17 protein-coding genes are annotated in these 14,851 nt (G+C 71.4%); 6 read left to right on the top strand and 11 right to left on the bottom strand.

All coding sequences use genetic code 11. The annotated features are described in order from the left end of the window. Positions 1 to 93: 93 nt before the first annotated feature. The 4 genes from DJ017_RS06395 to DJ017_RS06380 form a co-directional block, all read right to left on the bottom strand. A complete protein-coding gene (locus DJ017_RS06395) occupies positions 94 to 813 on the bottom strand; it encodes a 16S rRNA (uracil(1498)-N(3))-methyltransferase (protein ID WP_111527925.1) in 720 nt (239 codons plus the stop codon). 132 nt (positions 814 to 945) lie between these two features. Next, positions 946 to 1,278, bottom strand: coding sequence for a DUF559 domain-containing protein (locus tag DJ017_RS06390; protein ID WP_111527924.1), 333 nt, complete (start codon positions 1,276 to 1,278; stop codon positions 946 to 948). Then, on the bottom strand, positions 1,179 to 1,805 hold the full coding sequence (locus tag DJ017_RS06385; RefSeq protein WP_133255393.1) for a hypothetical protein: 627 nt from the start codon (positions 1,803 to 1,805) through the stop codon (positions 1,179 to 1,181). The genes DJ017_RS06390 and DJ017_RS06385 overlap by 100 nt, the downstream gene beginning before the upstream one ends. A gap of 166 nt (positions 1,806 to 1,971) precedes the next feature. After that, positions 1,972 to 2,643, bottom strand: a complete 672-nt coding sequence (locus tag DJ017_RS06380; protein WP_227000046.1) for a DUF1223 domain-containing protein — start codon at positions 2,641 to 2,643, stop codon at positions 1,972 to 1,974. A 92-nt stretch (positions 2,644 to 2,735) separates the two neighbouring features. Between DJ017_RS06380 and ubiA the strand changes: the two genes are divergently transcribed. From ubiA to DJ017_RS06365, 3 genes are all read left to right on the top strand, one after another. Next, positions 2,736 to 3,659: a 4-hydroxybenzoate octaprenyltransferase gene (gene ubiA, locus DJ017_RS06375; protein ID WP_111527921.1), complete on the top strand. Its 924-nt coding sequence runs from the start codon at positions 2,736 to 2,738 to the stop codon at positions 3,657 to 3,659. Positions 3,660 to 3,874: 215 nt separating this feature from the next. Next, a complete protein-coding gene (locus DJ017_RS06370) occupies positions 3,875 to 4,822 on the top strand; it encodes a fatty acid desaturase family protein (RefSeq protein ID WP_111527920.1) in 948 nt (315 codons plus the stop codon). Next, entirely contained in the window at positions 4,819 to 5,481 is a 663-nt protein-coding gene (locus DJ017_RS06365; protein WP_111527919.1) for a class I SAM-dependent methyltransferase, read from the top strand. The genes DJ017_RS06370 and DJ017_RS06365 overlap by 4 nt, the downstream gene beginning before the upstream one ends. A gap of 9 nt (positions 5,482 to 5,490) precedes the next feature. Here DJ017_RS06365 and DJ017_RS06360 read toward each other — a convergent pair whose 3' ends face one another. Genes DJ017_RS06360 through DJ017_RS06350 form a run of 3 tightly spaced genes read right to left on the bottom strand, consistent with a single transcriptional unit; the run spans position 5,491 to position 8,206 of the window. Further along, positions 5,491 to 6,582, bottom strand: a complete 1,092-nt coding sequence (locus DJ017_RS06360; protein WP_111527918.1) for a phosphotransferase family protein — start codon at positions 6,580 to 6,582, stop codon at positions 5,491 to 5,493. Next, a complete protein-coding gene (locus DJ017_RS06355) occupies positions 6,579 to 6,944 on the bottom strand; it encodes a YybH family protein (RefSeq protein ID WP_111527917.1) in 366 nt (121 codons plus the stop codon). Before DJ017_RS06355 ends, DJ017_RS06360 begins: the two co-directional genes overlap by 4 nt. Next, positions 6,941 to 8,206, bottom strand: coding sequence for an FAD-dependent oxidoreductase (locus tag DJ017_RS06350; RefSeq protein ID WP_111527916.1), 1,266 nt, complete (start codon positions 8,204 to 8,206; stop codon positions 6,941 to 6,943). The genes DJ017_RS06355 and DJ017_RS06350 overlap by 4 nt, the downstream gene beginning before the upstream one ends. Positions 8,207 to 8,332: 126 nt before the next feature. Here DJ017_RS06350 and DJ017_RS06345 point away from each other — a divergent pair, with 126 nt between their 5' ends. Beyond that, complete coding sequence (locus DJ017_RS06345) at positions 8,333 to 9,310, top strand: LysR family transcriptional regulator (RefSeq protein ID WP_111527915.1); 978 nt, start codon at positions 8,333 to 8,335, stop codon at positions 9,308 to 9,310. A gap of 8 nt (positions 9,311 to 9,318) precedes the next feature. Here the strand turns inward: DJ017_RS06345 and DJ017_RS06340 are convergent, their stop codons facing one another. The 3 genes from DJ017_RS06340 to ppk2 form a co-directional block, all read right to left on the bottom strand. Then, entirely contained in the window at positions 9,319 to 9,729 is a 411-nt protein-coding gene (locus DJ017_RS06340) for a MerR family transcriptional regulator (protein WP_111527914.1), read from the bottom strand. 99 nt (positions 9,730 to 9,828) lie between these two features. Beyond that, on the bottom strand, positions 9,829 to 11,037 hold the full coding sequence (locus DJ017_RS06335; RefSeq protein ID WP_111527913.1) for a winged helix-turn-helix domain-containing protein: 1,209 nt from the start codon (positions 11,035 to 11,037) through the stop codon (positions 9,829 to 9,831). Positions 11,038 to 11,095: 58 nt separating this feature from the next. After that, positions 11,096 to 11,854: a polyphosphate kinase 2 gene (gene ppk2, locus DJ017_RS06330; protein ID WP_111527912.1), complete on the bottom strand. Its 759-nt coding sequence runs from the start codon at positions 11,852 to 11,854 to the stop codon at positions 11,096 to 11,098. Between the two features lie 403 nt (positions 11,855 to 12,257). On the opposite strand from ppk2, the gene DJ017_RS06325 reads away from it, so the two are divergent. Beyond that, a complete protein-coding gene (locus DJ017_RS06325; RefSeq protein WP_111527911.1) occupies positions 12,258 to 14,045 on the top strand; it encodes an ABC transporter ATP-binding protein in 1,788 nt (595 codons plus the stop codon). Positions 14,046 to 14,077: 32 nt separating this feature from the next. Here DJ017_RS06325 and DJ017_RS06320 read toward each other — a convergent pair whose 3' ends face one another. Then, positions 14,078 to 14,338: a hypothetical protein gene (locus DJ017_RS06320; protein WP_111527910.1), complete on the bottom strand. Its 261-nt coding sequence runs from the start codon at positions 14,336 to 14,338 to the stop codon at positions 14,078 to 14,080. 167 nt (positions 14,339 to 14,505) lie between these two features. Here DJ017_RS06320 and DJ017_RS06315 point away from each other — a divergent pair, with 167 nt between their 5' ends. Continuing rightward, on the top strand, positions 14,506 to 14,847 hold the full coding sequence (locus DJ017_RS06315; protein ID WP_111529997.1) for a VOC family protein: 342 nt from the start codon (positions 14,506 to 14,508) through the stop codon (positions 14,845 to 14,847). The last annotated feature ends 4 nt before the right edge of the window (positions 14,848 to 14,851 follow it).

Genomic DNA, 14,851 nt, shown 5'->3' with positions numbered 1-14,851 from the left:
AACCCGGTTCGCCCACAACCGATGAGAGGAGGGCGAGGTCCAGCGGCGGCAATCTTTACGTCGCTTAGCTAAGTGGGCGCAAATCCGCCAAGCTCAAGTCCAGTCGCCGAGCTTGGCCTGCCAAAGCGTTAGCGCGGCGATGGCGGCGGTGTCGGCGCGCAGGATGCGGGGCCCGAGGGTCGCGGGCGTGGCGAAGGCGAGCTCGCGCAGGCGGGCGCGCTCGGCGGGCGAGAAGCCGCCTTCGGGGCCGATCAGCACCGCCCAGGGCGCGGCGGGCTGGCCGGCGAGCGCCTCCAGCGCGGGCCTGGCGTCGCCGGCCTCGTCGCAGAACAGCAGCCGGCGGCCGGCCGGCCAGTCGGCGATCAGGCGCTCCAGCTTCACCGGCTCGACGACCTGCGGGACATCGAGCCGGCCGGTCTGCTCGGCGGCCTCGACGGCGATGGCCTGCAGCCGGTCGACGCGGGTGTGGTCGGCGTTGGTGCGCTCGGTGATGACGAGCCGGACGCGGGCCGCGCCGAGCTCGGCGGCCTTCTCGACGATGGTCTCCAGGCGGGCGCGCTTGACGAGGGCGATGACGAGATCGAGGTCGGGCCCGACGGCCTGAGGCCGGGTCTGGGCCTGGACGTCGAGGGTGACGGCGCGTTTGCCGACGCTCTCCACCACCGCGCGCCACTCGCCGTCGCGGCCGTTGAACACCAGCAGCTCGTCGCCGGCGGCGAGGCGCATGACGGCGGCGAGGTAGCGGCTCTGGCCCTCGTCGAGGGCGAGCCGGACGGTCGGCGCGAGGGAGTCGGGCACGAAGAGGCGGATCATCGGGGGTGTTCTAGCGAGGAGGCGGGCGGAAGGAAGTGGGGATGAGGAAACCTTCTCCCCCGAAGATGTCCTTCTCCCCTTGCGGGAGAAGGTGTCAGCCGGAGGCTGACGGATGAGGGGTTGAAGATCAGTTCAGCTACGCCGCGCTTCGACGGCTTGCAGAATCTGGTCGAGCACGCGTTCGGCGACGTCGACCTCCCGGTTGGTGAAGCGCAGCACACGGAATCCCTGCGCCGCCAGCCAGGCGTCGCGCACGGTGTCACGCTCGGGATCATGGAAGGGCCCATCCGCCTCGATCACCAGCCGGTGTCGAAGGCAGAGGAAATCGACGACGTAGACGCCGATGGGCGCCTGACGCCGGAACTTCAGTCCGTCCAGCCGCCGGTTCCTGAGGAGGCTCCAGAGCCTTCGTTCGGTGGCGGGTGCGGCCTGGCGCAATGCGCGGGCGCGTCGGGGGGATGGCATGGGATCGGAGCTATTCTTGCGGAAAGGTTCATCGACCCCTCATCCGTCGGGCTGCGCCCGCCACCTTCTCCCGCAAGGGGAGAAGGAAGGTTCAGGTCGATGGCGAGGCGGGCGACCTGGGTGTCGAGGTCCTGGTCGAGGAAGTCGTCTTGGAGGGCGTCGGCGTCGAGGAGATCGTCGAGGATGGACTCGCACCGGTCGGCCTCCTCGCCCTCGTGCTCGGTCCAGATGAGCTGTTCGACCTGGGCTTTCACCTTGGTCTTGCGCAGGTCGACCTGGCGCTCACGGTCGGCGCGGACCGCCGCTTGGTCCTCGCGGACCGCGCGCTTGGCCTCACGCTCGAGGCGCAGCTTCAGCGCGGCGGTCTGACGGACCGAGCGGGAGATGCGGTGGAAGGCGGTGGCGAGCTTGGCCCGGTCGGCGGGCTCCTCGGCCTCCATGGCGTCCTGCTGGATGCGCTCGGCCAGCTCCATCCCGAGATGGAACAGACGGCTCAGGCCAGCCTGGAGATCGACCTCGGTCACCATGAACAAAAGTAGAACATGAAAATCCCGGAAAGGCAAATTTCCGGGGCGAGTTTTTTGACCGCGGAAAACGCAGAAGGGCGACTTCCCCCGTCCGTGTCATCCCGGTTTCGACCGGAGAAGACCGGGATCACACGAGATCTCACGCCGTCGATGTCGACCTGAGCGGTCAGCCCTTGGCGGCGGCCAGGATCGGGCCGCCCTTGCCAGCCTGGAGGAACACCGCCGTCCGCAGGCCGGGCTCCTGCGCGGCCGGCAGGCGGAGGGTCTGCGGCCGGCCGGTCCAGGCGCCCAGGCGCACGAGCTGCCTGACGATGTTCTTGTGCGGCAGGGTCTTGCCGCCGTTCTCGCCGCGCCGGATCGGCACCTGGAGCACGCGTGGGTCGTAGCGGGCGAGCCAGACCTCGGCGCTCCCCTGCCCCGCTCCGATGCGGACGGCGTCCGGGGCGATCTCGACGTCCGGCCTCGAGGCGCCGCGGTCGGCGGCGGCGACCAGGGCCGCGAAGGCGCGCGGATCGACGCCCACCCCGTCCTTGCGGCCGTTCACCACCACCTGGGGCGTGTAGACGTTGGGATGGCGGAGCGCGCGGGCGTAGTCCCACTGGCGCGCGGTGTAAGACGGCCGGGCGAAGGTGTCCTTCCAGCCGAGCTGGTCCCAGTAGGTGACGCTGAAGGACAGGGCGAGGACCTCGGGCCGGTCGGCCACGGCGGCGAGATTGGCGTTGGCCGGCGGACAGGAGGAACAGCCCTGGCTCTGGAAGAGCTCGATGACCACCGGATGGCGCGCGTCGGCGGCGAGGGCGCGCGAGGCGGAGGTTCCAGCTAGAAGCGCGCCGGCCAACAGTGCGGGAGCGAGACGCGCGGAGGACGGGCGGCGAGCGTATTGCATGCCGATGAGTTCGCCATGGCGCGCGGTTCGGTTACATCAGGCGCATGACGACGACCGCGCCCCTGCCCGACGCCGCCCCGGCCAACTGGGTCGACCGGTATGCGCCGGCCTGGTCGCGGCCCTGGCTGCGGCTGGGGCGGTTCGACCGGCCGACGGGGATCTGGCTGCTGATGCTGCCAGGCTGGCAGGGCATCGCCCTGGCCGGCGCCATGGCCGGGCGCGCGCCGGACTGGAAGCTGCTGGTCGAGTTCTTCGTCGGGGCGGCGCTGATGCGGGCGGCGGGCTGCGCCTACAACGACATCGTCGACCGCGACTTCGACGCCAAGGTGGCGCGGACCGCCGGGCGGCCGATCCCGGCGGGGCAGATCAAGGTCTGGCAGGCCTGGGCCTTCGTGGCCCTCTGCTGCCTGATCTCGCTGGGGGTGCTCCTGACCATGGGGCCGCTGGCCATCGGTCTGGGCGCCGGGTCGCTGGCGCTGGTGGCGGCCTATCCGTTCATGAAGCGGATCACCTGGTGGCCGCAGGCCTGGCTGGGGCTGACCTTCAACTGGGGCGCCCTTCTGGGCTTCGCCGCGGCGACCGGGGTGATCGAGGCGCCGGCCCTGCTGCTCTATGCGGGCGGCATCTTCTGGACCCTCGGCTACGACACGATCTACGCGATCCAGGACCTCGAGGACGACGCCCTGGCCGGGGTGAAGTCCTCGGCCCGGCGGCTCGGCGCCGGCGCACCGCGGGCGGTGGCGATGTTCTACGCGGTGGCCGTGGCCCTGGCGCTGGCGGCGGCCTGGACGGCGGACCTCAGCCTCTTCTTCACCCCGGGCCTGGCGCTCTACGCCACCCTGCTGTGGCTGCAGGCCCGGCGGGTGAAGATCGACCAGCCGCGGCTCGCCCTCGTGCTCTTCAAGTCGAACACCTGGGCCGGGCTGATACTGTTCGTGGGCCTAGCGGCCGGCGCCGGCCGCGTCTGACGCGCAGAGAAGTCCGACCACGAAAGACACGAAAAACACGAAACGATGCAGGGCCGGCAGCACGGCGGTTCGCGTCTTTCGTGATTTTCGGGGTTCGACATGGGGCGCGCTGTCGCGCGTGGCCTGGGGCGTTTCCCGGGGGGCGTTTCCCGGCGGGAGGCGTTTCCCTGCGGTCAGCCTGTCATCGCACGGTTATCGGCGGTAAGATGGCGGCCATGTCCGTGGCCGCACGCGTCGATCCGAAGACCTACTTCTCGCCCGAGGAATGGGCGCCGCTGTCGCGCCGGTCGGCCTGGAAGGGCCCGGCGATGGTGGCGCACGCCTGGAGCGTGATCGGCCTGGCCGGAGCCATGGCGGTGCTGTGGCCGGTGACCATCCCGCTGGCCATCGCCATCATCGGCGGCCGCCAGCTCGGCCTCGCCATCCTGATGCACGACGCCGCGCACGGGGCGCTGCACCCGAACCTGAAGGTCAACGACTGGGTCGGCAACCACCTGACCACCGGCGACCTTGGGCCCTACCGGCCCTACCACCTGGGGCACCACAAGTACGCCCAGCAGGCGGAGGATCCGGACCTCGGCCTCTCGGCGCCGTTCCCGATCACCCGCATCTCGCTGCGCCGCAAGATCGTCCGCGATCTGACCGGTCAGACCTACTACAAGCAGAAGTGGTCGGGCCTCGTTTCGCGGATCCGCGAGCGCAAGCCCGGCGAGCCGCTGTGGCCGATCCTCAAGGACGCGGTCGTGCGGCGGAAGCGCTTCTTCACCGGTATGGCCGTGACGCTGGCCCTGACGGCCCCGTTCGGGCTGTGGTGGGTATGGCCGGTGTTGTGGCTGGTCCCGCAGGCGACCTGGCTGCCGATGATCACCCGGCTGCGCAACATCGCCGAGCACGCCTGCGTGGCGAAGAACGAGCCCGACCCGCTGCGCCACGCGCGCTCGACCCACGCCAACCTGATCGAGCGGGCGTTCCTGGCGCCCTACTATGTGAACTACCACTGCGAGCACCACATGTTCATGCATGTGCCCTGCTACAACCTGCCCAAGGTGCAGCGGATGCTGAAGGCCAAGGGCGTGTTCCCGCAGATGCTGAGCGCCGGCAGCTACGCCGAGGTGCTGCGGCTGGCCTCCTCCAAGCCCGAGACGGTCGCGGCCGCGGCGTGATCGAGCAGAGCCTGCAAGGCCGGCGCGCCTTCATCCTTCAGAACACCACCCTGGAGCCCCCGCCGCACACGCCGGAGCTTGCGCTGCACGTGGCCTCCGAGATCACCCCGATCTGGAAGATGACCGAGGAGGCGCTGGAGGAGATCGGGCTGCCGCCGCCGTTCTGGGCCTTCGCCTGGGCGGGCGGGCAGGCGCTGGCGCGCTACACCCTCGATAACCCGCAGATCGTCACCGGCCACGGGGTGGTGGACTTCGCCTCGGGATCCGGGATCGTCGCCATCGCCGCCAAGAAGGCCGGGGCGGCGCGGGTGCTGGCGGCGGACATCGACCCGTTCTGCGAGGCCGCCACGGAGCTGAACGCCCAGGCCAACGGGGTGGAGGTGGACTTCACCGCGGAGAACCTGCTGGACGCGCCGCCGCCCGCCTGGGCGAGCGTCATCCTGGCGGGCGACATCTGCTACGAGAAGCCGCTGGCCGAGCGGGTCATGGCCTGGCTGGGCCAGGCCCGGGCGGCCGGCGCCACGGTGCTGATCGGCGATCCTGGCCGCAGCTATTTCCCGCGCCAGGGCCTGACCAAGCTGGCCGAATACCAGGTGCCGACGACGCGGGAGCTGGAGGACATGGAGGTCAAGAAGACCGCCGTGTGGAAGCTGCCGTAAGCCCCTGCCCTAGCCCACCACCCTGTGCCGCAGCATGTGGCCGGCCGCCGAGCCCAGCATCTGCAGGAACATCTCGTCGCCGCGCTCGGTCTGGGTGACGATCATCGCCGCGAAGAAGGCGGTGCCGAACAGCAGGTAGGCGCCGCGGGCGTAGTGCCGCTCGAGGTCGGCCATGGCGTAGCCGGTGACCCCGAGGCTCTGCAGGGTGCGCAGGTAGAGCTCGAGCAGCTCGGGCTCGTGGGCGGCGAGCTCGGCGGCCGGCAGGGCGCCGGCCAGGAAGTAGGCGAGGTCGGTCGCCCCGGCGCCATAGGCGAAGGACTGCCAGTCGAGCACCGTCACCGGATGGCCGCCGCGCGGGGTGGCGAACATCATGTTGTCGGGACGGAAGTCGTTGTGGGTCAGGCAGCGCGGGCCGTCGTGGGCGGCGCCGAAGGTGGCGAACCGCGGCGCCAGCCAGTCGCCGACCTGGACCCAGTCGGATTGCAGGCGCGGGCCGTAGCGGTCCTTGAACGCCTGCCAGAGGGCCATGACGGTCTCCTCGTTGGCGGCGCTGGGCGGGGCGGCTCTGGAGCCGGAGACCCAAGGCAGGTCGTCGAGCCGGTCGTCGGCCCAGTGGGAAGCGTGCAGGCGGGCCGCCTCGATGACCACCTGGCGGGCCTGGTGCAGGGTGACGCCGCGCAGCTGGTCGCCCTGCTCGGCGGGGGCGAGGTCCTCCATGATGAGGACGAAGTCGCTGGTGGCGGGATCGACGTCGGCCAGCCAGCAGCGCGGGGTGCTGACCAGGGCCTTGGGCGCCAGCTCCTGATAGAAGCGCACCTCGCGCAGGTAGTTGCCGAGGGCGACGCCGGTGGCGCGGCTCTCCGCGCCGGCGGCCGGGAACTTGCCGACCAGGGTGTCCGGCGCGCCGGGGCCGCGGCGGGCGTACTCCAGGTGGAAGCGGACGCTGTCGCCGATCTGGCCGGTGCCGACCGGCTGGAGGCGCGCGCGGGCGACCTCGGCGTCGACGCCGGCGCCCTGCAGGACGGCGGTCAGCCAGGGCCCGTCGATGGCGGCGGGCGGACGGATGTCGGCCCCGGTCTTGGGATGGGTGAGGACGGTCACGGCAGCGGGTGGACGTAGACTTCGTTGAGGGTGATCAGCTCGCCGTCGAGCAGCACGAGGTCGAAGCCGCGCATCCGCTGGCCGCCCTCGATGTCGCAGTACCAGCGGCCGCAGTAGCCGCCGGCGATCGGCCACACCTCGTCGGGGGTGTAGGTCATGGCCGGGGTGGCGGCGAAGAGGCCAGTCAGATAGGCGCGCAGGGCCTCGCGGCCCTGAAGACCGCCGGCGGTCTGCGGGTCCTTGTAGACGCAGGCCGGGGCGTAGAAGCCGACCAGGGCCTCGACGTCCTTGTCGGTCCAGGCCTTCAGCCAGCGGGCGTTGTAGGCCTCGAGGTCGAGCTTGGTGGCGCCGGCGAGGGTCATGCGTCCTCCACTTGATTTGCCAGGGGGGCTGCTTCGCCCAGCACGCGGGCGCGGTGGTCGTCGGTGAAGAGCTCGGCTGGCAGGCTCTCCGGCCCGGCCATGACGGCGAAGGCGTGGGCCTTGAGGCTGGGGTCGGCGGCCGAGCGCTCGAACAGGCTGCGGCGGCGTTCGCGGGCCGCCTCGCCGAACTCCATGTCGAGGCTGGCCTGGATCTTGGCCACGAAGCGCAGGCGGCGCAGGCGCTCGAAGCGCTCCTCGCCATAGGGGGAGAAGTCGAGGGCTGACCAGTCGTCGGCGGCCTTGAGGATCTCGGAGACCATGCGCACGTCGCGGTAGGTGATCGAGAGGCCAAGGCCGAGGATCGGGTCGTTCCAGCCGGCGGCGTCGCCGACCAGCACCACCCCGGGGGCGTAGGGCCGCTCGGTCCAGGCGTCGGCGTTGAAGTAGCTGTAGAGCGGGCCGGCCGGGCGGCCGGCGACGAGGGCGCGGTTGTTGGGGCTGCACGACAGGGCGAAGGCGTCGAGGAAGCGGCGGGCGCCGTCCTCGCCCTTGAAGCGCCTGGCCTGGTCGAGCGGATAGCCGCCGTAGACCCGCACCTTGCCGCCGCCCTGCGGGAAGGCGAGGAAGCCGAACTCGTCCTCGGTGCCGATCGCCTGGACTTCCGGGTCCCAGCCCTCGACGCCCTCGACCAGCAGGCCGGCGAACCAGTGGTGGGGCGGATCCTGCAGCAGGGGAATGCCGACCGCCTCGCGCACCTGGGAGGTGCGGCCGTCGGCGCCGACGATCAGCCTGGCGCGGGCTTCGTGCGCCTGGCCGTCGTGCGCGAAGGCGACGGCGGGATTTTCGCCGGCGGTGACGGCGGTGACCTGGACGCCGCGCAGGGCCTTCGCGCCGGCCGCCTTGGCGGCGTCGAACAGGGTCTGGCAGTGCAGCGGATGGCCCAGACACAGCGGGCCCGGCACGCCCTCGCGGAAGATGCCGAGCGGCAGGGGCGCGGCCTCGGCCGCGGCCGGGTCGAGGGTCTCGTCGTAGGTGACGTGGCGGGTGATGTGATGGCCGCCGGCCGACATCAGGAGATCGTAGAGGCCGACGCGCTGGACCTCGGCGACGCCCCAGGGGGCGATCCACTCGCCGCGCACCCGGTCGACGTAAGCCTCGGACTGTTCGAGCAGCAGGACGGAGCGACCGGCCCGGGCCATGACGGTCGCCAGGGCGGAGCCGCCGATGCCGCCGCCGACGATGACGAGATCGTACGCTTCCACCTTCCCGGCTCCCTTGCTTCCGCCGCGGTCTGGCGCCGCGCTCGAAAGGATTGGTGGCGGCTCGCCGGGGGCGCGTCCAATCAATTGGCTTGGCCCATCTATAGGCCACCCTTATCAATGCAGCTCATGGACCGCCGGGACCCTGTGGAGCTGCGGCTGGTGCGCGCCTTCGTGGTGCTGGCCGAGGAGCTGAATTTCGGCCGCGCGGCCGAGCGGCTGCACGTCACCCAGCCGGCGCTGTCGGCGCAGCTTCGCCAGATGGAGGCGCGGCTGGGGTTTCCGCTCTTCGAGCGGAGCACCCGGCGCGTGGCGCTGACCGCGCAGGGCGCGGCGCTGCTGCCGCACGCCCGGGCCCTGGTCTCCGAGAGCGGCCGCTTCGCCCAGGCGGTGGCGCAGATGCAGCCGAGGCCGCAGCGGCGCGTGGTGCTGGGCGCGGCGCTCTACACCCTGGAGATCCGCGAGCGGCAGATGCTGCTGGAGGCGTTCTTCGAGCGCTATCCGGACGCGCCGATCACCGTGCTGCCGCTCTGGCAGCGGGAGGTGGCGCGGGCGCTGCTGCGCGGCGAGGCGGACCTGGCGCTGATGCTGGGGGTAGCCGCGCCGCTGGCGCAGTGGGAGGCCGAGCCGATCGCCGAGGTGATCTTCCCCGAGACCCTGCCGCGGCTGGTGCTGCGGCGGCGCGAGGCCGGGCTGCTGGTGCCCAAGGAGAGCCCGCTGGCGGCCCATACGGTGATCCCGGCGGCGGCGCTGGAGGGCGTGGCGGTGGCCATGGTCGGGCCGACCCACGGCAGCGCCATCCTCGGGCCGCTACGGGCGGCGCTGGACCGGGGCGGGGCGCGGACCATCGTGCCGCCCGAGCCGCACGCCATCGGCGTCGAGCGCTACGGGCGCCAGTTCCGCATGCCGGCGGTGTCGCTGGGCTGGTTCAACACCGGCGAGGACGGCGATCCGGACATGGTCCGCCGGCCGCTGGAGGGGCTGGAACTCGTCACCGAGTTCTCGCTGGTCGGCTCCAGCGGCGCGCTGAGCCCGGCCGCGGCCCTGTTGTGGGACGAGGCGCGGCGGCAGTTCCCGGACGCGCGCCTCGTCGAGGGCCGGATCTAGAACGGCCTCTAGGCAGCCGCGGAGGCCTCGTCGTCCGCCCCGCTGGAGAGGCGCGCGCAGGCGGCCAGCAGGGTGTCGCGGGCCTGGTCGAGGCTGCGGCGCTCGGCCTCCAGGGCCTCCAGCCGCTCCTTGAAGAGCCGCAGCGCCAGAGCCGTCTGGGCCTCGGGACCGCCGGCCTCGTAGGTGTCGAGGATCTCGCGGATCTGGGCCAGGGTCAGGCCGACGGCGCGGCCGCGGACGACGAGCTGCAGCCGGGCGCGATCCTTGTAGGAATAGACCCGCTGGCCCTGATGGCGGCGCGGGAAGAGCAGGCCCTGGTCCTCGTAGAACCGCAGGGCCCGGGTGGTGCAGCCGAACTCGCGGCAGAGCTGGCCGATGGAATAGATTCGAAACGGTGCGACGCGACGCAAATGGGTCATGGCGCGTTTCTCCTGACGCTCGCTCCCTTATGCCTTCAGTCTGCGGAGGCCGGCGGCCGCGCGTCCAATAGAAGTTAATCGCGAATTGATCGCCGCCCGTTATGAATGGGCGAGCGCCGCCGCCAGCGGCGCGGCGAGATCGCCGCGGCCCTCGACCCGCACGCGCTCCAGCCCGAGCCAGCCGGCCATCAGCTTCAGCTCCTCGGCGAGGGCGATCGGCGTCGCCTCGCCGGCCCAGGGCTCGGCGTGGCTCGCCTGGACGATCAGGTCGCCGGCCTTGCGGTCGGCCTTGAGGTCGACGCGGGCGGTCAGGGCGTCGCCCTCGAGGAACGGCAGGACGTAGTAGCCGTGGGTGCGCTTGTGCGCCGGGGTGTAGATTTCCAGCCTCACCTTGACGCCGAAGATCCGCTCGGTGCGCTCGCGGAACCAGATCAGGTTGTCGAACGGCGAGAGCAGGGCGTGAGCCTCGACGCGGCGCGGCCGGCGCGCGGCCGGATCGAGATAGGCGGTCTCGCGCCAGCCCTTCACCGTCACCGGGACGAGGTCGCCGGCCTCGACCAGCTCGGCGAGGCGGTCCCTGAAGCCCTCCACCGGCAGGCGGAAGTAGTCGCGCAGGTCCTTGGCCGTGGCGACGCCCATGGCGCGGGCGGAGATGCGGATCAGCTCGCGCCAGGCGTCCTCGCGCGGCGGCGTCGGCGCATCGACGACGGCGGCGGGCAGCACCTTCTCGGGCAGGCCGTAGACCCGCTCGAAGGTCCCGCGCCGGGTGGCGGTGGTCAGCTCGCCGGTCCAGAACAGGCACTCGACCGCGCGCTTGGCGTCGCTCCAGCCCCACCAGCCACCCTCGCCCTTGTGTCCCATCTCCAGCTCGGAGGCCGAGAGGGGGCCGCGCTCGCCGATCTCGCTCAGCACCCTGTCGACGAAGTCGCGCCGCTCGCGCAGGAAACGGGCGATCCCCTTCCAGGTGCCGACCCCGTCGTGGGCGTCGGCCATGCGCCAGCGCAGCAGGGGCTGGGCCGAGAGCGGCAGGAGCGAGGCCTCGTGCGCCCAGTACTCGAAGAGCGGCCGCTTCCTGCCCCAGGCGATCTCCTCGAGCAGCGGGCGCGGATAGGCGCCGAGGCGGGAGAAGGCCGGCAGGTAGTGGGTGCGCGAGACGACGTTGACGGAATCGATCTGCACCACGCCGAGGCGCTCGATGGTCTTGAGGAGCTGGCGCTTGCCGATCCCGCCCTCGGGCCGCGGCTGAGCGAAGCCTTGCGCGGCCAAGGCGATACGGCGGGCCTCGGCCGGCGTGAGCGTGTCCTTCATCGAGCCCCGAGCCTTGCTACGGTTGCGAGGCTAGCCGACGAACGAAACCGGAACAAGGTCAGCGCGTCAGGCGTCCGTCGTCGAGGTCGGAGAGCTCGAAGCGGAAAAGGATGTCCGGGTCCGGCGGCTCGACCGAGCCGGCGATCTCAGGCGGGGCGAGCTGGCCGACGATGTGGGAGAGCAGCGCCAGGTGGGCCTTCTTCTTGTGGTCGGCGCGCACGATGGTCCAGGGCGCCCGCTCGGTGGCGGTGCGCTTGAGCATCTCGTCGCGGGCGGCGGAATAGGCGTCCCACTTCTCCTGGGCGACGGCGTCCATCGGCGAGGCCTTCAGCGCCTTCAGGGGATCGTCGGCCCGCTCCTTCAGCCGCTGCGCCTGCTCGGCCTTGGAGACGTCGAGCCAGATCTTGAGGAGCTTCAGGCCGCTGTCGATCAGCATGGCCTCGAAGGACGGGACCTCGCGCAGGAAGTCCTCCTGCTCCTTGGGCGTGGAGAAGCCCATCACCCGCTCGACCCCGGCGCGGTTGTACCAGGAGCGGTTGAAGATCACCGTCTCGCCGCCCGCCGGCAGGAAGCCGACATAGCGCTGAAAGTACCAGAGGCTGCGCTCGCGGTCCGAGGGCTTGGGCAGGGCCACGACGCGGGTGGCGCGGACCGAGAGGTGCTCGGTCAGGGCGCGGATAGAGCCGTCCTTGCCGGCGGCGTCGCGGCCCTCGAAGATGATCAGCACCTTCTCGCCGGCCTGCATGGCGTGCTGCTGCCAGCGGACCAGGGCGAGCTGGCGGGTCTGGAGTTCGGCTTCGTAGCGCTCGTCGTTCATGGCGCCAGTAACGCCCATCTTGGCGGCCGGGCTCAACAGGCTGTTGCGCAAAAGCCGCGCGAACAGGTTCTGCGAACATTGGTCGGCGGCCCCGCTTGACGCACGGTGAGGCGCTCCGTAGCGTGCCGGTTCTTCGAGGCCGCAACAGGGAGGTTTGAAAATGGCGACCGCTGTATTCCAGACCCTCCGACCGCGCCTCCGGCCGCCGCCGCGCCGCTAATTCAACCGGACGGCTTCGCAGATCCCCGACCGCGGGATTCGCGAAGCGATCCCGCGCGCCCGCGGTCCACCGGTCCCTGAAACCGGCTTCCCGCGTCGCCCCCACACACTCTTCCCAACTTCGCGCCCGACGTGCGCGCCGCCGCCATGGCGGTCCCGTCGGACGCCCATCGAGACGTTCGTCATGACCGACCATTACGAGGACTCCGACGAGAACAAGCCGCGGGTCCTGAACAACCGCCAGGTGCTCGGCTACCTGGCCGGCTACTGGCGCCGAAGGCCGGCGCTGTTGTGGATCACCGTCGTCATGACGGTGGTGGCCATCGGCTTCGACCTCTCCGTCCCGTGGGCCGCCGGCAAGCTGGTGGACATCGTCGCGGCGGGGCCCAAGGCGCTGGACGCGGCCTGGCGGGCGTGGGGCCTGCTGGCGGTCTGCTATGGCCTGGGCCTGATCCTGCGCAACACGGCGATGCGGGCCTGGATCCCGTTCGCCGCCGCCAACATGAAGGAGATCATCGACGAGTCCTTCGAGAAGGTTCAGTCGTTCTCCGCCGACTGGCACGCCGACACCTTCGCCGGCGCCACCGTGCGGCGGCTGTCGCGCGCCATGTGGGGCTATGACACTGTCTCCGACGCGGCGGTGATCTGGCTCGGCCCGGCGTTCCTGGTGCTGACCGGATTGTGCGTCACCCTCGGCCTGCGCTGGCCGGAGGTGGGCGCCTTCGCGGCGGTGGTGGTCGCCGCCTTCGTGGCCTCCAACATCTGGCTGACCGAACTCTACGCCCGGCCTTCGAACCTGAAGGCGGTGGCGCTGGACTCGCGGATCGGCGGGGCGCTGGCGGACTCGCTGTCGTCCAACGCGACAGTGAAGGCCTTCGGCGCCGAGCGCCGCGAGGAGGGGCGCATCGGCGAGGTCACGACCCTGTGGCGCAAGGCGGCCAGCGTCTCCTGGAACCGGTTCACCAACCTGTGGCTGCTGCACAACCTGCTGCTCGTCGTCCTGCAGGCCGGGATGACGGGCATCCTGGTGGTGCTGTGGTCGAAGGGCCAGGCCCGGGCCGGCGACATCGCCTATGTGATCACCGCCTTCATGCTGATGACCGGCTACCTTCGGAACATCGGCGACAACATCCGCATGACCCAGCGCGGCCTCGACGACATCGAGGACGTGGCGCGGTATTCGCAGATGGACCCGCAGGTGATGGACGTGGAGGGCGCCAAGCCGTTCCACGCCGGCCGCGGCGAGATCATCTTCGACCGGGTGACCTTCCGCTACAAGTCGGCGGCGCGGCCGCTCTACGACCGGTTCGGCCTGATGATCGAACCGGGCGAGCGGGTGGCGCTGGTCGGGCCGACGGGCTCGGGCAAGTCGACCTTCGTGAAGCTGATCCAGCGGCTCTACGACGTGGAGGACGGCCGGATCCTGATCGACGGGCAGGACGTCGCCCATGTGACGCAGGGCTCGCTGCGGCGCGCCATCGCCGTGGTGCCGCAGGACCCGGCCCTGTTCCACCGGACGCTCGCCGAGAACATCGCCTACGGCCGGCCCGGCGCCACGCAGGAGGACATCTTCGAGGCGGCCCGGCGCGCCCGCGCCCACGAGTTCATCACCCGCCTGCCCAAGGGCTACGACACCCTGGTCGGCGAGCGCGGCGTGAAGCTCTCCGGCGGCGAGCGCCAGCGGGTGGCCATCGCCCGCGCCTTCCTGGCCGACGCGCCGGTGCTGGTGCTGGACGAGGCGACCTCCTCGCTCGACGTCGAGACCGAGCGCCAGGTGCAGGCGGCGATGGAGGAGCTGATGGTCGGGCGGACCACCATCGTCATCGCCCACCGGCTCTCCACCATCCGCGGCTCGGACCGGATCCTGGTGTTCGACGATGGCCGGGTGGTGGAGGAAGGCGCGCACAAGGAGCTGGTGGCCAGCGGCGGCCATTACGCCCGCCTGCACGCGGTGACGGAGGGCTGGGCGTAGGCCCTCTCCCTCTCGCTGCGCGGGGGAGAGGGTTACTGGGTGTTGGTGGCGTTGGCGGCGGGCGCGCCGGGCTCGGGATGGCGATCGGAGAGGGTGTTGGTCGCCGGCGGCGGGGCGTGCGGGGCGGCGGTGGCCGGACCCTGCGCGCCCGGCGTCGTCGCCGCGTCAGGCATGGAGGCGGCGACCTCGCTGTGGGCGGGCGTCGGGGCGGCGTCCCTGCGGCTGCAGGCGGTCAGGCCGAAGGCCACGAGCAGGCAGGCGGCGGGAACGATCGGGTTCAGCGCAGGCTTCATGGAGCGGTCTCCTGTGGAGCGGGTCGCAGACCCAAACGCCGGGCGGCCCGCCGGGCTCCGAAGCTCAAGTCCCCTCTCCCGCTCTCCTCTCACTGCGCGGGGGGAGAGGGACTCGACTCCGGAAGATCTCGGCACTAGAACAAACGATGAACACGAAGGAGGCGGCCATGCGCGAGGACGGCAAGATCGACTATGTGGAGTTCCCGGCCGGCGACCTGATCCCGCTGAAGCGGTTCTACGAGGCGGCGTTTGGCTGGACCTTCACCGACTACGGCCCGACGTATGCGGCGATGGCCGAGGGGCTGGACGGCGGCTTCAACGGCGACGCCGCCGACCAGGCCGGCGCTCCGCTGGTGATCCTCTACGCCCACGACCTCGAGGCCATGGAGGCCAAGGTGCGCGCCGCCGGCGGGGTGGTGACCCGCCCGATCTTCGACTTCCCCGGCGGGCGCCGCTTCCACTTCAAGGACCCGAGCGGCAACGAGCTGGCGGTGTGGTCCGAGGGGTGAGGCG

Origin of the sequence: Phenylobacterium soli (assembly GCF_003254475.1) — a bacterium.
Lineage (GTDB): Bacteria > Pseudomonadota > Alphaproteobacteria > Caulobacterales > Caulobacteraceae > Phenylobacterium > Phenylobacterium soli.
This window is presented reverse-complemented; position numbering and strand designations above follow the sequence as displayed.

What these genes read in the sequence shown, in the direction of transcription:
- DJ017_RS06345 (WP_111527915.1), top strand. Translation starts at nt 8,333, where the DNA reads ATGGACCGCCGGGACCCTGTGGAGCTGCGGCTGGTGCGCGCCTTCGTG.
- ubiA (WP_111527921.1), top strand. Translation starts at nt 2,736, where the DNA reads ATGACGACGACCGCGCCCCTGCCCGACGCCGCCCCGGCCAACTGGGTC.
- DJ017_RS06370 (WP_111527920.1), top strand. Translation starts at nt 3,875, where the DNA reads ATGTCCGTGGCCGCACGCGTCGATCCGAAGACCTACTTCTCGCCCGAG.
- DJ017_RS06390 (WP_111527924.1), bottom strand. Translation starts at nt 1,278, where the DNA reads ATGCCATCCCCCCGACGCGCCCGCGCATTGCGCCAGGCCGCACCCGCC.
- DJ017_RS06315 (WP_111529997.1), top strand. Translation starts at nt 14,506, where the DNA reads ATGCGCGAGGACGGCAAGATCGACTATGTGGAGTTCCCGGCCGGCGAC.
- DJ017_RS06335 (WP_111527913.1), bottom strand. Translation starts at nt 11,037, where the DNA reads ATGAAGGACACGCTCACGCCGGCCGAGGCCCGCCGTATCGCCTTGGCC.
- ppk2 (WP_111527912.1), bottom strand. Translation starts at nt 11,854, where the DNA reads ATGAACGACGAGCGCTACGAAGCCGAACTCCAGACCCGCCAGCTCGCC.
- DJ017_RS06385 (WP_133255393.1), bottom strand. Translation starts at nt 1,805, where the DNA reads ATGGTGACCGAGGTCGATCTCCAGGCTGGCCTGAGCCGTCTGTTCCAT.
- DJ017_RS06325 (WP_111527911.1), top strand. Translation starts at nt 12,258, where the DNA reads ATGACCGACCATTACGAGGACTCCGACGAGAACAAGCCGCGGGTCCTG.
- DJ017_RS06355 (WP_111527917.1), bottom strand. Translation starts at nt 6,944, where the DNA reads ATGACCCTCGCCGGCGCCACCAAGCTCGACCTCGAGGCCTACAACGCC.
- DJ017_RS06320 (WP_111527910.1), bottom strand. Translation starts at nt 14,338, where the DNA reads ATGAAGCCTGCGCTGAACCCGATCGTTCCCGCCGCCTGCCTGCTCGTG.
- DJ017_RS06395 (WP_111527925.1), bottom strand. Translation starts at nt 813, where the DNA reads ATGATCCGCCTCTTCGTGCCCGACTCCCTCGCGCCGACCGTCCGGCTC.
- DJ017_RS06340 (WP_111527914.1), bottom strand. Translation starts at nt 9,729, where the DNA reads ATGACCCATTTGCGTCGCGTCGCACCGTTTCGAATCTATTCCATCGGC.